The organism is Streptomyces sp. NPDC054757 (assembly GCF_053612185.1).
Window position 1 is genome coordinate 47,103 of the sequence record NZ_JBSHBW010000023.1, and the last position, 15,330, is coordinate 62,432.

Genomic DNA, 15,330 nt, shown 5'->3' on the forward strand with positions numbered 1-15,330 from the left:
GCTCCCTGTGCAACAGTCATTACCGGTCCATCCCGCAGCCCTGGCCGCGCCGCGCCCGTATCGGAGTACGTCATGCCGTCCCATGTGTTCGCGGACCGTCCCGCCCCCCAGCCACCCGGCCGGGGCACGGTCGACGCGCTCATCACCCGGACCCGCCTGCTGCGCGGGGACATGGACGCCGTACGGCGTGACGCCGCCGCCGACGACGACGACGTACAGGGCCGCTGGCAGCGCGCACTCTGCGATCTGGCCGTCCACCACCTCGACGACCTGGGCACACATCTGGGGCAGCTCAAGGAAGGGCTGCCCACGGGAGCGGACGCTCCGCTCCGCGGTGCATCCGCCGGCCCCGGCGCCCACGCCCACCCCGGCACCGGACCCGGCTCCCTGCTCAGCCGGGTGGGCAGCGCCGAGTGGGACCTCCTCACCGACGAGGTCAGCTGGTCCGACGAGCTGTACCGGATCTTCGGCCGCCCGCCGGAGAACGGTCCGCTCTCCCTGGACGAACTGCCCACCGTGGTACTCGCCGACGACCAGGCCCGGCTCACCGCGATGGTCACCGACTGCCTGGTCGACGGAGCGCCGATCGACGGCGAGTTCCGGATCAGGCGGCCCGACTCGACCGTCCGTGTCCTGCACATGAGGGGCGAGCCGGTGCTCGACGCCGACGGCTGCACGGCCTCCATGTGGGCCGTACTGCGCGACGTCAGCGACCTGCGGCGCAGTGAGCGCACGGTACGGGAGACGGAGGACTCGCTCCAGCGAAGGGAGCAGGTCGCCCGGACGGAGCGCCGGGTCGCGGTGGAGTTACAGGAAGCCGTACTGCCGCCCTGGCGCGGTCCGGTACGGCTTCCGCAGGGCGGCCCCGCGGCGCTCGACCTGGCAGCCCACTATCTGCCGTCCGCCGCCCCTTCCCGTATCGGCGGCGACTGGTACGACGCGATGCCGCTCCCCGACGGCCGGTCCCTGCTCTCGGTGGGAGATCTGACCGGACACGGCGTGGGCGCCACCTCCGCGATGGCGATGCTGCTGGGCGCGGTGCGCGGCATGGCCGTGGCCGGTATCGGCCCCGGACCTCTCATGGGTCATCTCAACGAACTTCTGGAAGCCTCCACGCAGCCCTGTCTGGGCAGCGCGCTGTGCTGCCGCTACGACCCCGACGCGCGGACCCTGTCCTGGGCCCAGTCGGGGCACCCCGCTCCCCTGCTCTTCCGCGGGGGAACGGGGCGCGCGCTCACGCCGCCGAGCGGAGTGCTGCTCGGCGCGATGCCCGGGACGTCCTACGGGCAGGCCGATGAGCGGCTCAGGGGCGGGGACGTGCTGGTCCTGCACACCGGCGGGCTGGCACCGTCCGGCGCCGCGGACGCTCCGGGCGGCGGACTGCTCGCACTGGCACCGCAGTTCACCGGTGCGGGCACCGCACAGGAGTGCATGCGGATGGTCGTGGAGCAGTACGGCCACACGGAGCGCCAGGAGGACGCCTGTGTGCTGATCGCCCGCGTCGGCGACCGGTAGCGCACACCCGCACCGGACCCTTCCTGCCCGCTGCTTCGCCGCCGGCTCCGGTCCGCGCCTGAGCCGTCTCCCCGGTCACGCCGGGGCGTTCTTGGCCCGCTTCATCTGGGGGGGCATGGCGAGCTGGATCTCCTCGCGCAGTTCCCGGATACTCCCGTGCCGGCCGTACTGTCCGGTGAGCCGGTACATCTCCCGCAGCCGGTCCCAGGTGCGGTGCGAGGAGGTCTCCCCCATCGACACCAGTGCGAGCCTGGCGTAGCGGTCGGCCTGTTCGGGGTCGTCCGCGATGAAGCAGGCGGAGGCCAGCGAGATGTAGTCGAAGATCTTCGAGCGCTGGCGGCCGTTGATCCGCAGTTCGAGCGCCCGCTTGGCGTGGCTCTGGGCGGTGGCAGCGGCGGACGGTTCATGGTCGGCGAGCGTGCGGTACGCCAGAGCCTGCATCCCGTGGAGGTCCGCCTCGTCGAACATCTGCATCCAGCTCGGCGCCGGCTCGTCCCCCCGGTCGGAGACGAACAGCTCCTCGGCCTCGCCGAGCGTGCGCCGCATCGCCTGGCCGTGGCCCAGCGACGCCTGCGCCCACGCCTCGATGGTGTGCAGCATGGCGCGGGTACGCGGCAGATTGCGTTCACCGGATCCGCTCCGGGCGAGCTTCATCAGGTCCAGGGCCTCGTCCGGGCGGCCCAGATGGACCATCTGGCGGGCGGCCCGCGACAGGGCCTCCCCGGCGCGCGGCCGGTCGCCGCCCTCGCGCGCCGCGTGCGCCGCGATGACGAAGTACTTCTGGGCGGTGGGTTCGAGGCCGACGTCGTGGGACATCCAGCCCGCGAGTACGGCGAGGTTGGCGGCGACACCCCACAGGCGCCGCTGCAGGGAGTCGGGGTGGCGGTAGGAGAGCATGCCCCCCACTTCGTTCAACTGGCCCACCACCGCCTTGCGTTGCAGCCCGCCGCCGCGTGAGGCGTCCCAGGCGCGGAAGATCTCGACGGAGTGCTCCAGCGCCTCGATCTCCTGCGATCCGATGGGCGCGGCCTCGTACCGGTCGAAGGCGGCGGGCTCGGCGTGCAGCGGCCGTGCGGTGCGCGGAGCGTCCGAAGCGAGGGCGGGGTCGGTGTGGAGCCAGTCGTACATGGCGCTGCTGAGTGCGGAGCCTGCGGCAAGCGCAGCGCCTGCGCCCACCAAGCCGCGTCGGTTGAGCATGAGGTCCATTCCCGTGAATTCGGTGAGGACCGCTGCCGTCCGTTCTGGCGCCCACGGGAGGCCGTCCGGGTTCGCTGTCTCTTCCGCGTTCCCGGTGGCCTGCCGTTTTCCAGCGCGCCCAGGGCGTACGAACCCGAGGTCCTCGATGGTCACGACACGGCCGAGCCGCTCGGTGAACAGGGCTGCCAGCACCTTCGGCACGGGATCGCGCGGGCTCTCGCCCATGTCGATCCAGCGCCGCACCCGCGAGGTGTCGGTCGCCAGCTGCTGGTGGCCCATGACGGCCGCCTGCCGGTTCACGAGTCTCGCGAGTTCGCCCTTGGACCAGCCGGCCAGGCCGAACAGGTCTGCCAGGCGGGTGTTGGGTTCTCCGGTCACGTCAAGCCCCCAGGTTCTCGGCTGGTTCGACAGTAACCCTGTGTCAGATGCCGTGCGACTATTCGCCAGGGTTCGCCAGGGTCCGCCAGATGGTGTGCCACCCGCGGACCGTTGTGAGGTAGGAACGCGCCACCCCGACCCGGTGGCCGGACCGTACTCCCCAGGGTATGCAACGGCCGCCGGGGCGGGCAGCGCACGCAACCCGTCGGCACACGAAGGGATCTGTATCCCCCATGTACACAGCATCATCCTCCGTGTCCGCCCCATCCCGGCCGCACCGTTCCCTCCCTGCCGGTGGCGGACCGTACCTCGACCCCTCCCACGCCGCTGCGGCGCTCGGCACCGGCCGGGTCCGGCGGGCGGCCGGGCCGGGCCCCCAACCGCTCAGCGGGAGGCTCGACCTGTCCGGCTCCCAGGGCGCCCAGCTGCGGATGGCGATCGCCTCCGTGCACCGCATCTGCCCGGAGTTCAACCCCGTACAGGTCCTGCGCCGGAGCAGCCGGTCGGTCCTGCTGGTGGGAACGACCGGGCGGGCCACGGCAGTTGCCAAGTGCCTGATCGACCAGTCGCCCGCCTGGGCGGAGAGCTTCCGCCACGAAATAGCTACATACCGTACGTTCGTCCGGCACCGCCCCCCGGCCCGGGTACCGAGGCTCATCGCCGCGGATCCCGACAACTGCACGCTGGTGATCGAGCGGATGGCCGGACGGGCGGCGGCACTTCAGCGCCACCCCGTGGAGAGCCCGCCGCGCGCGGATCTGCGGGCGGTCTTCGACGCCGTCACCCGGGTGAACGCCTGGCGGCCGCCGGCCGGTCTCTTCGGCCAGCCCCTGGACTACGCATCCCGGATCGCCAGGTACCACGAGCTCGGCCTCTTCACCGACCGGGATCTCGGCGACCTCCAGAAGCTGCTGCACGGGCTCGCGCACTCCGGCGGCCGGCAGGGCATGGGAGAGTTCTGCCACGGTGACGCACTGCTCTCCAACATCCTGGTGTCACCAGCAGGCCCGGTGCTGGTCGACTGGGAGCACGCGGGCTGGTATCTGCCCGGGTACGACCTGGCGACGCTCTGGTCGGTACTCGGCGAGGCGCCGGTGGCGCGGCGCCGGATCAGCCAGCTGGCCCAGGCCGCGGGTCCCGCGGCCAGGGATGCCTTCCTGGTGAATCTGATGCTGGTGCTGACCCGCGAGATCCGTACGTACGAGACGGCCGTCCAGCGCACCATCCGGGAGGCCGCACCGGCCGGTGGGGGCCAGCAGCCGCAGCCCGGTGTGCTGTCCCACGGCGAGGAGCAGCGGCTGCTGCTCCGCAGGCTGCACGACGACTGCGCGCTGGCCCGCCGTGCCGTACGCGCGGCTGTCGGCACCCGCTGAACCCGCGGGTCCCGGCGCCAGGCTCCGGGGGGGAAGCACGGTGCGCGCCCAGTGCCGACACACTGGGCGCGCACGGTGCTGCCGCCGTACGGGCACGGCCCGGTGCGGGGCTGCCGCAGCCGTCCGCGGCCGACGCCCCGGACGGCTTCCCGCTCAACTGTCCTGAGTGGCCGTCAGTGCGTACGCACGATGTCGACGTCCGACGCCTTGACGAAGGCCACCCGGTGCCCGATCTGTACGGTCACGTACTTGGTGGCGCCGGGGAAGTACGTGTGGTCGTACGGGTAGGAGGCGTCGATCGTCGGGGCGTAGTAGTAGCCCGTGGGCGCCTCGCCGCCGCCGGGGTAGGCCTGGCCCTGCTTGATCGTGTACGAGAGCGGCGTGCCCAGATGGGCCCCGGTGAAGTCCGCCGGGTACTCGCCCTTCTCCGGGTAGGCCACCCCGTACACCGGCACGTCGGTCCGGCCGGCCTTGGGCCGCACCAGATATCCGGAGGTCGGTACGGTGGTCCTGGTGTGCGCGGGGCTCTGGAACCAGGCCTTCTGCCCGTACCACCAGATCGCGGTCCAGCCGGGTGCGTGCCCGGCGACGACGGCCTGCTGCGATGCACTGATCTTGCTGCCCCAGTCGGCGACGCAGTTGGTGCCGGGCTTGCCGTCGGTGTGCAGCGCCGGGTCGGAGAAGAGTGGTGAGCCGGTGGAGGGCGCGGTGTGGAGCGGCACCGCGCTCGACGGCTGCGCGGGGAGGTCGATGTTCTTCTCGCAGTCCCGGAACTTCTGGATGTTCTCCTTGAACACCGGGCTCACGGTGACGAGTTGGCTGCGCGGCGAGGCGGTGGGGACGGTGGGCCGGCCCACCAGCTTCATGAAGTAGTCCCAGTCCCAGTACGTTCCCGGGTCCCAGTGCATGGCCGCGGTGCCCGAGGTGCTGGTGGGCGGGACGTTGTCGTGGCCGATGATGTGCTGGCGGTCCAGCGGGATGTCGTACTTGGCCGCGAGATAGCGTACGAGACGCGCCGTCGAGCGGTACATCGCCGGGGTGAACCACTGGGAGCCCTCGGTCGCGACGCCCTCCTGTTCGATCCCGATGGACTGCTGGTTGATGTACCAGTTGCCGGCCTGCCAGGCGATGTCCTTGTCCTTGACCATCTGCGCCACATGGCCGTCGCCGGAGCGGACCACATAGTGCGCGGACGTCTGGTTGTGCGGGTCCTGGAAGATCTGCAGCGTCCTGTCGAAGGTTTCCTCGGTGTCGTGCAGGACGATGTACTTGATCTTCCCGGTGTGCGGGCGGTCCGCGGTGTCGTAGTTGCCGTACGTCTCCTTGTCGGCGGGATCACCGGTCTGCTGGTAGGCGGCGGGGGCCCACGCGCAGTCGAGGGTGCGGGGGCACTCCGGGCGGGTGCCGCCGGGGGCCGCCTGCGCCACCGGGGAGAGCAGGGCGAGGCCGAAGGTGCTCGCGGTGGTCAGTGCGAGCGCGAGTCTGATCCTCTGCTTGGACGTCATGACGGCCCTTCTTGCCGGGAGTTGCGCCGTGGTGATCTCTCGAACGGTATGGGCGCACTCTCTGACCTGAGGTGATGGCACGTCAAGAGCGCCGCACAGGGCGGCTGTTGAAACAGTTGTCCAGACCACTGGCATGGCCGATGACCAGCGCGAAGGGCGTGGCTACCAGGCTCTGGCGGTGCGGGTCGTCCGGCTCTCTCCGGCGGACGAGGGCCGTCGGCCGGATGCCAGGGGGGGGCTCAGCCCTGCTGGAACATCTCCGCGGGCAGCGGCTTCAGAAGGGCGTACAGATCGTCCGTGATCGGCCGGTCCCAGCTGGCGATGGTGACCAGGACCTTGTCGCTGCGGTCGAACTGGACGCAGGAGATACGGCTCTCCGAGAGCTTCAGCCGATGCACGATGAGGAGGTTGTCCCCCTGCATCACCGGCATGTCCTCGCTGTCGAGCACCTCGATGGGCTCGTCGTTCTCCAGGGCCGCCAGCAGCTGCGCCACCTCGAAGGGGATCTGGCCATCGGCGACCTCGCGGGCGGGCGAGCCCTCCGGCAGATTACCGATGATCATCGCGGGGCCGCGGCCGCCGAACAGGTCGTACCGCAGGAAGACGCCCTGGCAGGAGCCGTCCGGGGCGGGGAGGAGACCGGCGCCGAGGTTGCCGGGCCAGTCACCCGGGTCCATGGCCAGGACGTCGAAGTCCGGGCCCGCGGGAGTGGCGGCGCTGCGGCGGCGGAGGAAGGACATGCAGCCATGGTACGTGGCTCCGGCCGTCCGCCGAAGCCGGGGCCGGGCCCGCGGGGGCCCGTCCTGATCGCCCTGGCACCCGCCGTGCGGAAGCACAGCGTGGACCGGCGGGCACCCCCCGTGTTCCTCCCGGTCCGCCGTCCGTGGCCGGCCCGGCGGTCCGTACGGACCACGGACGGGCCGGTCAGCCGGACGGCGGGTCAGGCGGCCGGTGGTTCGGAGCCCACCAGCCACATGGAGAAGAACTGGGAGCCGCCGCCGTAGGCGTGCCCGAGCGCCTTGCGGGCGCCGTCCACCTGGTGCTCCCCTGCCGCGCCGCGCACCTGGAGCGCGGCCTCCGCGAACCGGATCATGCCGGATGCGCCGATGGGGTTGGTGGAGAGCACCCCGCCCGACGGGTTCACCGGCAGGTCGCCGTCCAGCTCGGTGACGCCGGACTCGGTGAGCTTCCAGCCCTCGCCCTCGGCCGCGAAGCCCAGGTTCTCCAGCCACATCGGCTCGTACCAGGAGAACGGGACGTACATCTCGACGGCGTCGATCTCCCGGCGCGGGTCGGTGATCCCCGCCTGCCGGTAGACGTCGGCGGCGCAGTCCTTGCCGGCCTGCGGGGAGACGAAGTCCTTGCCGGCGAAGAGGGTGGGCTCGCTGCGCATCGCCCCGCCGTGCATCCAGGCGGGCGGCCGGGGCGAACGGGCCGCCCCCGCACGGTCGGTGAGGATCATCGCGCACGCCCCGTCCGACGAGGGACAGGTCTCGGAGTAGCGGACGGGGTCCCACAGCATGGGGGACGACTGCACCTTCTCCAGGGTGATGTCCTTCTCGTGGAGATGGGCGTAGGGGTTCTTCAGCGCGTTGCGGCGGTCCTTGTACGCGACGAGCGAGCCGACCGTGTCGGGCGCCCCGGACCTGCGCATATAGGCACGCACATGCGGGGCGAAGAACCCGCCGGCCCCGGCGAGCAGGGGCTGCTGGAACGGCACGGGCAGGGAGAGGCCCCACATCGCGTTGGACTCGGACTGTTTCTCGAAGGCGAGTGTGAGGACCGTCCTGTGCACCCGGGAAGCGACCAGGTTGGATGCCACCAGCGCGGTCGATCCGCCGACCGAGCCCGCGGTGTGCACGCGCATCATGGGTTTGCCCACGGCTCCCAGCGCGTCGGCCAGGTAGAGCTCGGGCATCATCACGCCCTCGAAGAAGTCCGGGGCCTTGCCGATGACGACGGCGTCGATGTCCGCCCAGGTCAGTTCGGCGTCGCTCAGGGCGCGACCGGCCGCCTCGCGGACGAGTCCGGCGATGGAGAGGTCGTGCCGGGCGGCGACATGGTGGGTCTGGCCGATCCCGACGACGGCCACCGGTTCCTTGTGGGTCGCGCGCCGGGTGTTCGCTGGCTGGTTACTCACTGGGCCTCTCCTTCGAGGACGGCGACCAGATTCTGTTGCAGGCACGGGCCGGAGGTCGCATGGGCGAGCGCGCGGTCGGACTCGCCGCGCTGGATCCGGGCGGCGGCCTCGCCGAGCCTGATGAGCCCGGCCGCCATGACGGGGTTGGCGGCGAGCGCACCGCCGGACGGGTTGACCCGTACGCCGTCGCCGAGCCGCAGGGCCTTGCGCAGGACGACCTCCTGGGAGGTGAAGGGCGCGTGCAGTTCGGCGGTGTCGACGGGGCGCTCGAAGGCCCCGGCCCGTTCGGCGGCGAGCCGGGCGGACGGCGAGTCGGTGAGGTCGCGGACGCCCAGGCTGTGGGCCTCGATGCGGTGGTCCATGCCCCGGATCCAGGCGGGGCGCTCGCACAGCTCACGCGCCCGGTCGCCCGCGGCGAGCACGACGGCCGCCGCGCCGTCCCCGATGGGCGGGCAGTCGCCGGTGCGCAGGGGCCGCACCAGATAGCCGCCCTGCGGCCTGGCACCGGGCAGTTGGGCGTGCGGGTTGTCTGCCGCGTCCCCGCGGCTGCGGGCGGCGACTCCGGCGAGGGCGGGCTCGTCGGTCTCGCCCGCGTCGATCAGGGCCTGCGCCTGGAGCGCGGCGAGTGCGACGGAGTCGGGCCAGAGCGGGGCCACGTAGTAGGGGTCGAGCTGCCGGGTCAGCACGTCCCGTACGGAACCGGGCGAGGACTTGCCGTAGGAGTAGACGAGCGCGGTGTCCGCCTCGCCGGTCAGCAGCTTCACCCATGCCTCGTACAGGGCCCAGGCCCCGTCCATCTCCACATGGGACTCGGAGATCGGGGGCCAGGCCCCGACCCCGTCGAGGGTCATGGTGAAGGAGAAGGCCCGGCCGGCGAGGTAGTCGCTCGACCCGGAGCAGGTGAAGCCGATGTCGCTGGTCTTCAGCCCGGTCTGTTCGAGCACCCGGTGCAGGACCGGCATCACCATCTCGACCTCGGAGCGCTCGTCGGTGCGCCGCCGGTGGTCGCTCTGCGCGAAGGCAACGATCGCGACGTCCCGCATCAGATCAGCTCCTTGTAGGTGTCGTAGTCGGCGTCGGGCTCACCGGTGGGCCGGTAGTGGTCGGGGAAGCGGGCGCCCTCGGTCCAGACCGGTTCGACGCGCAGTCCCATCCGCACCTGGTCGTACGGGATGCCGCCGATCCGGCCGTGCAGAGCGAGGCCCGCGCCGTCCAGAGCGATATGTCCGTAGACGTAGGGCACTTCGATGTCCAGGCCGCGGGCCTTGATGTTGACGATGCAGTACGTGGTGAGGGTGCCGGCCGGGCCCACCTCGACCCGGTCGGTCGTCGCGACGCCGCAGGTGGGGCAGGCGCCGCGCGGCGGTACGTAGACCTTGGCGCAGGAGGGGCAGCGCTCGCCGACGGTCTTCCGGTCGGCGAGCGCGTTGATGTAGTCGCTCTGCGCGCGGCCGGGGCTGTAGGTGTAGTCGAGGCGTGCGGGGGCGGTGATGCCGGTGACCTGGTCGTCGAACAGTCCGCTGTGCGCGGCCGGCGCGGCACCGGTGGTTCCGTCCCCGTTCTCGTACGGTTCGAAGCAGGCGATGTCCGTGATGGCCCCGGTGCGTTCGGCGGCCCAGCGGATGCGTACGCGCTGTCCGGAGTGGACGGCGTCGGGTCCCGGGGCGTCGAGGGCGTGCAGCAGGGCGGTGTCGGCGCCGTCGAGTTTCACCAGTACCCAGGCGAACGGGGTGGTGAGCGGCTGGCCGCGGCGCGGGGACTCGTTCCAGGCCCAGGTGGTGACCGTTCCGGTGGGGGCGACCTCGACCAGGTCGCGTATCTCGTCGGCGGTGACGGGGTCGTACTCGACCGGGGGGACGAGGACCTTGCCGTCGCCGGTCCGCACCCCCAGTACGGTGCGCTCGCGCAGCCCGGTGAGGAAGGCGCTCTGTACGGGCCCGAGGGAGCGGGTGAAGGGGAACTCGACGACGAGGGGGGCGCGGAGCACCTCCGGTGAGGGAGCGGCTGTCATGGGTGGGCTCCAAATTCTCCGCTGCGCGCGGGGCTCGGGGTGCTCGTCCGGCGGGTGCCGGAGCGACGGAAGGGGAACCGGTGGAGGAGGGCGCGGGGTGCGGGGCGCGGTCAGGCCCTGCGGTAGACCGGCGGGCGCTTCTCCGCGAAGGCGCGTGAGCCCTCCTTGGCGTCCGCGGTGTCGAAGACGGGCCAGCCGCGGGCCAGTTCGGCCTTCAGCCCCTCGGTCTCGGTCAGTTCGGCCGTCTCGTAGACCGATGCCTTGACGGCTTCGACGGCGAGCGGTCCGCACTCGTTGATCCGCCCGGCGATCTCCAGGGCTTTCTCCAGCGCGGTCCCGTCGGGCACGACGTGGCCGACAAGCCCGATGGACGCTGCTTCGGCCGCGGTGTACGGGCGGCCGGTGAGCAGCATCTCCAGGGCGTGGGTGCGGGGGATCTGGCGCTGCAGGCGCACGGTGGAGCCGCCGATCGGGAACAGGCCGCGCCTGACTTCGAAGAGGCCGAAGGTGGCGCTCTCGGCGGCGACCCGGATGTCGGTGCCCTGGAGGATCTCGGTGCCTCCTGCGACGCAGTACCCCTCGACGGCCGCGATCACCGGTTTGCGGGGCCGGTGGTGGCGCAGCATCGCCTTCCAGTGCAGATCGGGGTCGGCCTTGAGCCGGTCGCGGTACTGCTCGCCCTCCATCCCCGCGCCCGCCAGGGCTTTCAGATCCATGCCCGCGCAGAACGCGCCGCCGGCTCCGGTGAGTACCACCGAGCGGATCCCGTCGTCCTCGTCGGCCGCCAGCCAGCCGTCGTGGAGCCCGACCAGCATCGGCAGCGAGAGCGCGTTCTTCGCCTCCGGCCTGTTCAGAGTGAGTACCAGTGTGGCGCCCTCACGCCGCACGGTGAGGTGTTCCGTACCACCCATGACCGTCCTCCCGTCTCAAGCGTCCCAAGACCTGGGCGCGGCTCCGCGGATCTGTGCCGGACCGGTGAGCGGCGCGTAGACAGGTTGCAGGAGGCGGGGTCGCAGTTCAATAGTTTTCTGACACTCAGTCAGATTTTCTCGCGGGGGGCCTTCCCACTTTCCGCGCGCGGCGCTGTAATGACGCCGGGTCACTGGACGCCGGCGTCAGGAGATGTGGTGGAGTACAACCTTGCCGACCTGTTCGAGTCCGTCGTCGACGCGGTCCCGGACCGCGAGGCGCTCGTGTTCATCGACCATCCCGGTACGGGCGCGGAGCGCAGGCTCACCTATGCGGCACTGGACGCCGCGGCCAACCGCATCGCGCACCATCTGACCGACAGCGGCATCCGCCCCGGCGAGCATCTGGGGCTGCACCTCTACAACGGGGTGGAGTATCTGCAGACCGTACTGGCCTGCCTCAAGGCCCGCGTCGTGCCGGTCAATGTCAACTACCGTTATGTGGAAGAGGAGTTGGTCTATCTCTACCGGGACGCCGATCTGGCAGCGCTGGTCTTCGACGGTGAGTTCACGGAGCGGGTCGCGGCTGCGCTGCCGAAGACGGAGAAGCTGCGCCATCTGATACGGGTCGGCGAGCCGCCCGAGGGCGCGCCGGAGCCCGGTGTGCGGCCGGTCCGCTACGCCGACGCGGAGGCGGCGGGTTCACCGGAGCGCGGCTTCGGACCCCGGTCGGCCGATGACCAGTTCATCATCTACACCGGGGGCACCACCGGCATGCCCAAGGGTGTGATGTGGCGTGCGGAGGACCTGTTCTTCTCGGGTCTCGGCGGCGGTGCGCCGACCGGCGACCCGGTCGGCGCACCCGAGGAGCTGGCCGAGCGGGTGGCCGCGGGAGGCGACGGGATCACCTTCTTCCCCACTCCCCCGCTGATGCACGGCACGTCCACGCTGACCGCCTTCATCGCCTTCAACTTCGGCCAGCGGGTGGTGATCCACCGGAAGTTCGTCCCCGATGAGGTACTGCGCACCATCGAGAAGGAGAAGGTCACCAGTGTCTCGCTGGTCGGCGACGCCATGCTGCGTCCGCTGATCGACGCGCTCGGCGGTCCGCTCAGCGGCACCGACTGCTCCTCGCTGTTCAGCGTCTCCAGCTCGGGGGCCATCATGTCGGAGACGGTGCGCGCGCAGTTCCAGGAGCTGGTGCCGACGGCGATGCTGCTGAACAACTTCGGCTCGTCGGAGTCCGGGTTCAACGGCACGGCGACCCCCGACTCGGGCCCCGACAAGGGCTTCAGGCTGCGGATGAACTCCCGTACCGCCGTGGTCGATCCGGCCACCCACCGGCCGGTGGCCGTCGGCGAGGTGGGCCGGATCGCGCAGCGCGGGCATGTCCCGCTCGGCTACTACAACGACCCGGAGAAGACGGCCGAGACCTTCTTCCTGGCCGGGGGCGAGCGGTGGGTGCTGCTCGGTGACATGGCGACCGTCGACGAGGAGGGCATCGTCACCGTACTGGGACGCGGCTCGCAGTGCATCAACACCGGGGGCGAGAAGGTGTATCCGGAGGAGGTCGAGCAGGCGCTCAAGTCCCACCCCGATGTGTACGACGCTCTCGTCGCCGGGGTGCCTGACGCCCGCTGGGGCAACCATGTGGCGGCGGTGGTGCAGGTCCGCGCGGGTGCGGACGAGCCCAGCCTCGACGACATCCAGGCGCACTGCCGCAGCAGGATCGCCGGTTACAAGGTGCCCAGGCAACTGGTGATAGCACCGCGGATACAGCGCTCGCCGAGCGGCAAGGCGGACTACCGCTGGGCGCGCGGGGTGGCGGCCGCCGCCGACTGAACCGCGGGGTCCGGCCGGCCGGGCCCCTGGGGCCCGCCGGGGCTGGCGGGCCGGCCGGGCCCGCGGAACGTCGCACGGTAGGCGCTCGGCGAGACTCCGAGCGCCTCGTGCAGATGGTTGCGGAAGGAGGCCGCGGTCCCGAACCCGGCGTCCGCCGCCACCCGGTCGACCGGCAGGTCGGTCTCCTCCAGGAGCTGTCTGGCCAGGTCGACCCGGCGCTGGATGAGCCACTGCACGGGGGTGAGTCCTGCCTCTTCGCAGAAGCGGCGGGAGAAGGTGCGGGTGCTCATCGCCGCGCGGGCCGCCAGCTCCTCCAGGGTGATGCGCTCCCCCAGATGTTCCAGCGCCCAGGCGCGCGCCGCCCCGGTCGAGAGCGGTGCGGGGGCCGGGACCGGGCTGGGGACGAACTGCGCCTGGCCGCCCTCGCGGTGCGGCGGGACCACCGTGGCGCGGGCCACCGCGTTGGCGACGGCGGCGCCGTGGTCGCTGCGGATCATGTGCAGGCAGAGGTCGATCCCCGAGGCCACTCCGGCCGAGGTGAGGACGCCCCGGTCGTCGGTGTAGAGCACACCGGGGTCGACGTCCACCGCCGGATGGAGCCGCTTGAGGTCGGCGGCCGACCGCCAGTGCGTGGTGGCGCGTCTGCCGTCCAGGAATCCGGCCGCCGCCAGCACGAAGGAGCCGGTGCAGATCGAGGCGAGACGGGTCCCCGGGCGGATCCGCGCGAAGGCGTCGGCGAGCGCGGGCGGCAGACACGGGGCCGCACGCGGTACGTAGTCCTCGTCCGACGCGGGGACGACCACGGTGTCCGCCTCGGTGAGCAGTTCGGGGCCGAGGGTGACGTTGACGGTCACATCGGCCTCGGTCCGGATTTCGCCCGGCTCGACCGTGCAGGTCAGGACGGTGTACAGCGGCTCGCCCGACGCCGACCTGGCGTCCCTGAACAGCCGGTGGACGATGCCGAGTTCCATGGGCAGCAGCCCGTGGCGCACCAGGACGGCCACCCGGTGGCGCCCGCCGGGGCCTGCTCCGTCGCCGAAGAGAGTCATGGCGAGATCCTTGCACATCATGTCCGTCTCGCCACTCGTCCGGTTCCTGGCAGGGGCGCAGGCTCGGTGCATGGCTGACGACACAACGACGTACACGGGCGGCCCGACGAGGCGCAGGCGGGTCCATCCCTCCTGGCCGGTCGCGGCCGTCGCGGCGCTGGCGATCATCGCCGCTGGCGCGTTCACGACCATGGCGGGCCTGTTCACGGAGCCGCTGCACCGGGAGTTCGGCTGGTCGCACGGGTCGATCGGACTCACGGCCTCGGTCAACATGGTGGTGTACGGGGTCGTCGCGCCGTTCTCGGCCGCCCTGATGGACCGGTTCGGGATGCGCCGGGTGGTGGGTGGGGCGCTGGCCGCCGTCGCTGTGGGCGCCCTGCTCAGTACGGCGATGAGCGCGCCCTGGCAGTACGTGACGACCTGGGGCGTGCTGATCGGGCTCGGTTCCGGCGCGATGGCGCTGACCTTCGCGGCGACCGTCACCCAGCGCTGGTTCCTCCGGCGGCGCGGGCTGGCCAGCGGGGTGCTCACGGCCGCCGGGGTCTTCGGGCAGTTCGCCTTCCTGCCGGTCCTCTCGTGGATCGTCGCGCGGCACGGGTGGCGGTCGGCCGCGGTGCTGCTGGCGCTGGTCGCGTGCGCCGCGCTGCCCCTGGCGCTGGTGCTGCTGCGCGACCACCCCGCCGACATGGGCGTACGGGCCTACGGGGCACGGCGGTTCGCCCCGAAGCCGGCGCCCCCGCCGGACGCGGCCGTCCGGACCGTGCGGGTCCTGGGATCGGTGGCGCGGGGCGGCGCGTTCTGGCTGCTCGCGGCCACCTTCGCGATCTGCGGGGCCTCCACGAACGGCGTGATGTGGACGCACTTCACCCCGGCCGCCCACGACCACGGGATGCCGGCGACCACCGCCTCCTCGCTGCTGGCGCTCGTCGGGGTCTTCAATGTCGGGGGCACGGTCCTCTCCGGCTGGCTGACGGACCGTCTGGACCCGCGCAGACTCCTCGCGGTGTACTACGCGCTGCGCGGGGTGTCGCTGCTCTGCCTGCCGGTGCTGATGTCCGCCACCGTACGGCCGCCGATGGTCGCCTTCGTGGTGGTCTTCGGACTGCTCGACGTGGCCACCGTGCCGCCGACTCTGGCGCTCTGCCGTGAGTTGTACGGAGCGGACAGCGCGATCGTGTTCGGCTGGGTGGCCGCCGCACACCAACTGGGCGCCGGGCTGGCCGCGTTCCTCGGCGGGGTGGCGCGCGACACCTTCGGCTCGTACGACCCGCTGTGGATGGCGATCGGCGCGGTCTGCGCCGTCGGCGCGCTCCTGGCGCTGGTCATCGCTCCCCCGGCCGGCCGGTGCGGGAGCGTGACGGGCCGGGAGCACGGGTGAAGGGAGAAGTCGGCCCGGCACCCCGCCGAGGCGA

At 71.8% G+C, this 15,330-nt stretch carries 12 protein-coding genes; 4 read left to right on the plus strand and 8 right to left on the minus strand.

The features are described from left to right. The first annotated feature begins 72 nt into the window (after positions 1–72). Positions 73–1,515, plus strand: coding sequence for a PP2C family protein-serine/threonine phosphatase (locus ACWGKJ_RS24870; RefSeq protein ID WP_385031770.1), 1,443 nt, complete (start codon positions 73–75; stop codon positions 1,513–1,515). A 75-nt stretch (positions 1,516–1,590) separates the two neighbouring features. On the opposite strand, the gene ACWGKJ_RS24875 is transcribed toward ACWGKJ_RS24870, so the two are convergent. Beyond that, entirely contained in the window at positions 1,591–3,090 is a 1,500-nt protein-coding gene (locus ACWGKJ_RS24875) for a DNA-binding protein NsdB (protein ID WP_385031767.1), read from the minus strand. Between the two features lie 233 nt (positions 3,091–3,323). On the opposite strand from ACWGKJ_RS24875, the gene ACWGKJ_RS24880 reads away from it, so the two are divergent. Next, the gene (locus ACWGKJ_RS24880; protein ID WP_385031764.1) at positions 3,324–4,463 is read left to right on the plus strand and encodes an aminoglycoside phosphotransferase family protein; all 1,140 of its coding nucleotides are present in this window, start codon (positions 3,324–3,326) and stop codon (positions 4,461–4,463) included. Positions 4,464–4,636: 173 nt separating this feature from the next. Here the strand turns inward: ACWGKJ_RS24880 and ACWGKJ_RS24885 are convergent, their stop codons facing one another. The 6 genes from ACWGKJ_RS24885 to ACWGKJ_RS24910 form a co-directional block, all read right to left on the minus strand. Then, positions 4,637–5,968, minus strand: coding sequence for an N-acetylmuramoyl-L-alanine amidase (locus tag ACWGKJ_RS24885; protein WP_385021776.1), 1,332 nt, complete (start codon positions 5,966–5,968; stop codon positions 4,637–4,639). Positions 5,969–6,207: 239 nt separating this feature from the next. Then, positions 6,208–6,708 carry a hypothetical protein gene (locus ACWGKJ_RS24890; RefSeq protein ID WP_385021779.1) on the minus strand — a complete coding sequence of 167 codons (501 nt, stop codon included), beginning with the start codon at positions 6,706–6,708 and terminating at the stop codon, positions 6,208–6,210. Positions 6,709–6,908: 200 nt separating this feature from the next. Beyond that, positions 6,909–8,108, minus strand: coding sequence for a thiolase domain-containing protein (locus ACWGKJ_RS24895; protein WP_385021782.1), 1,200 nt, complete (start codon positions 8,106–8,108; stop codon positions 6,909–6,911). Continuing rightward, on the minus strand, positions 8,105–9,151 hold the full coding sequence (locus ACWGKJ_RS24900; protein ID WP_385021785.1) for a thiolase domain-containing protein: 1,047 nt from the start codon (positions 9,149–9,151) through the stop codon (positions 8,105–8,107). Before ACWGKJ_RS24900 ends, ACWGKJ_RS24895 begins: the two co-directional genes overlap by 4 nt. Next, on the minus strand, positions 9,151–10,119 hold the full coding sequence (locus ACWGKJ_RS24905; RefSeq protein WP_385021788.1) for a Zn-ribbon domain-containing OB-fold protein: 969 nt from the start codon (positions 10,117–10,119) through the stop codon (positions 9,151–9,153). The genes ACWGKJ_RS24900 and ACWGKJ_RS24905 overlap by 1 nt, the downstream gene beginning before the upstream one ends. A 110-nt stretch (positions 10,120–10,229) precedes the next feature. Then, entirely contained in the window at positions 10,230–11,030 is an 801-nt protein-coding gene (locus ACWGKJ_RS24910; protein WP_385021791.1) for a crotonase/enoyl-CoA hydratase family protein, read from the minus strand. A gap of 216 nt (positions 11,031–11,246) precedes the next feature. Between ACWGKJ_RS24910 and ACWGKJ_RS24915 the strand changes: the two genes are divergently transcribed. Next, on the plus strand, positions 11,247–12,869 hold the full coding sequence (locus tag ACWGKJ_RS24915; RefSeq protein WP_385021794.1) for an acyl-CoA synthetase: 1,623 nt from the start codon (positions 11,247–11,249) through the stop codon (positions 12,867–12,869). On the opposite strand, the gene ACWGKJ_RS24920 is transcribed toward ACWGKJ_RS24915, so the two are convergent. Further along, positions 12,830–13,918, minus strand: coding sequence for a GlxA family transcriptional regulator (locus ACWGKJ_RS24920; protein WP_453315819.1), 1,089 nt, complete (start codon positions 13,916–13,918; stop codon positions 12,830–12,832). The two genes, ACWGKJ_RS24915 and ACWGKJ_RS24920, sit on opposite strands and share 40 nt — an antisense overlap. Before the next feature lie 70 nt (positions 13,919–13,988). Between ACWGKJ_RS24920 and ACWGKJ_RS24925 the strand changes: the two genes are divergently transcribed. Next, positions 13,989–15,296 carry an MFS transporter gene (locus tag ACWGKJ_RS24925; RefSeq protein WP_385021797.1) on the plus strand — a complete coding sequence of 436 codons (1,308 nt, stop codon included), beginning with the start codon at positions 13,989–13,991 and terminating at the stop codon, positions 15,294–15,296. Positions 15,297–15,330 lie beyond the last annotated feature (34 nt).

Coding starts and splice junctions, on each gene's coding strand:
- ACWGKJ_RS24880 (WP_385031764.1), top strand. CDS start 3,324: ATGTACACAGCATCATCCTCCGTGTCCGCCCCATCCCGGCCGCACCGT.
- ACWGKJ_RS24905 (WP_385021788.1), bottom strand. CDS start 10,119: ATGACAGCCGCTCCCTCACCGGAGGTGCTCCGCGCCCCCCTCGTCGTC.
- ACWGKJ_RS24910 (WP_385021791.1), bottom strand. CDS start 11,030: ATGGGTGGTACGGAACACCTCACCGTGCGGCGTGAGGGCGCCACACTG.
- ACWGKJ_RS24920 (WP_453315819.1), bottom strand. CDS start 13,918: ATGACTCTCTTCGGCGACGGAGCAGGCCCCGGCGGGCGCCACCGGGTG.
- ACWGKJ_RS24925 (WP_385021797.1), top strand. CDS start 13,989: ATGGCTGACGACACAACGACGTACACGGGCGGCCCGACGAGGCGCAGG.
- ACWGKJ_RS24870 (WP_385031770.1), top strand. CDS start 73: ATGCCGTCCCATGTGTTCGCGGACCGTCCCGCCCCCCAGCCACCCGGC.
- ACWGKJ_RS24900 (WP_385021785.1), bottom strand. CDS start 9,151: ATGCGGGACGTCGCGATCGTTGCCTTCGCGCAGAGCGACCACCGGCGG.
- ACWGKJ_RS24885 (WP_385021776.1), bottom strand. CDS start 5,968: ATGACGTCCAAGCAGAGGATCAGACTCGCGCTCGCACTGACCACCGCG.
- ACWGKJ_RS24890 (WP_385021779.1), bottom strand. CDS start 6,708: ATGTCCTTCCTCCGCCGCCGCAGCGCCGCCACTCCCGCGGGCCCGGAC.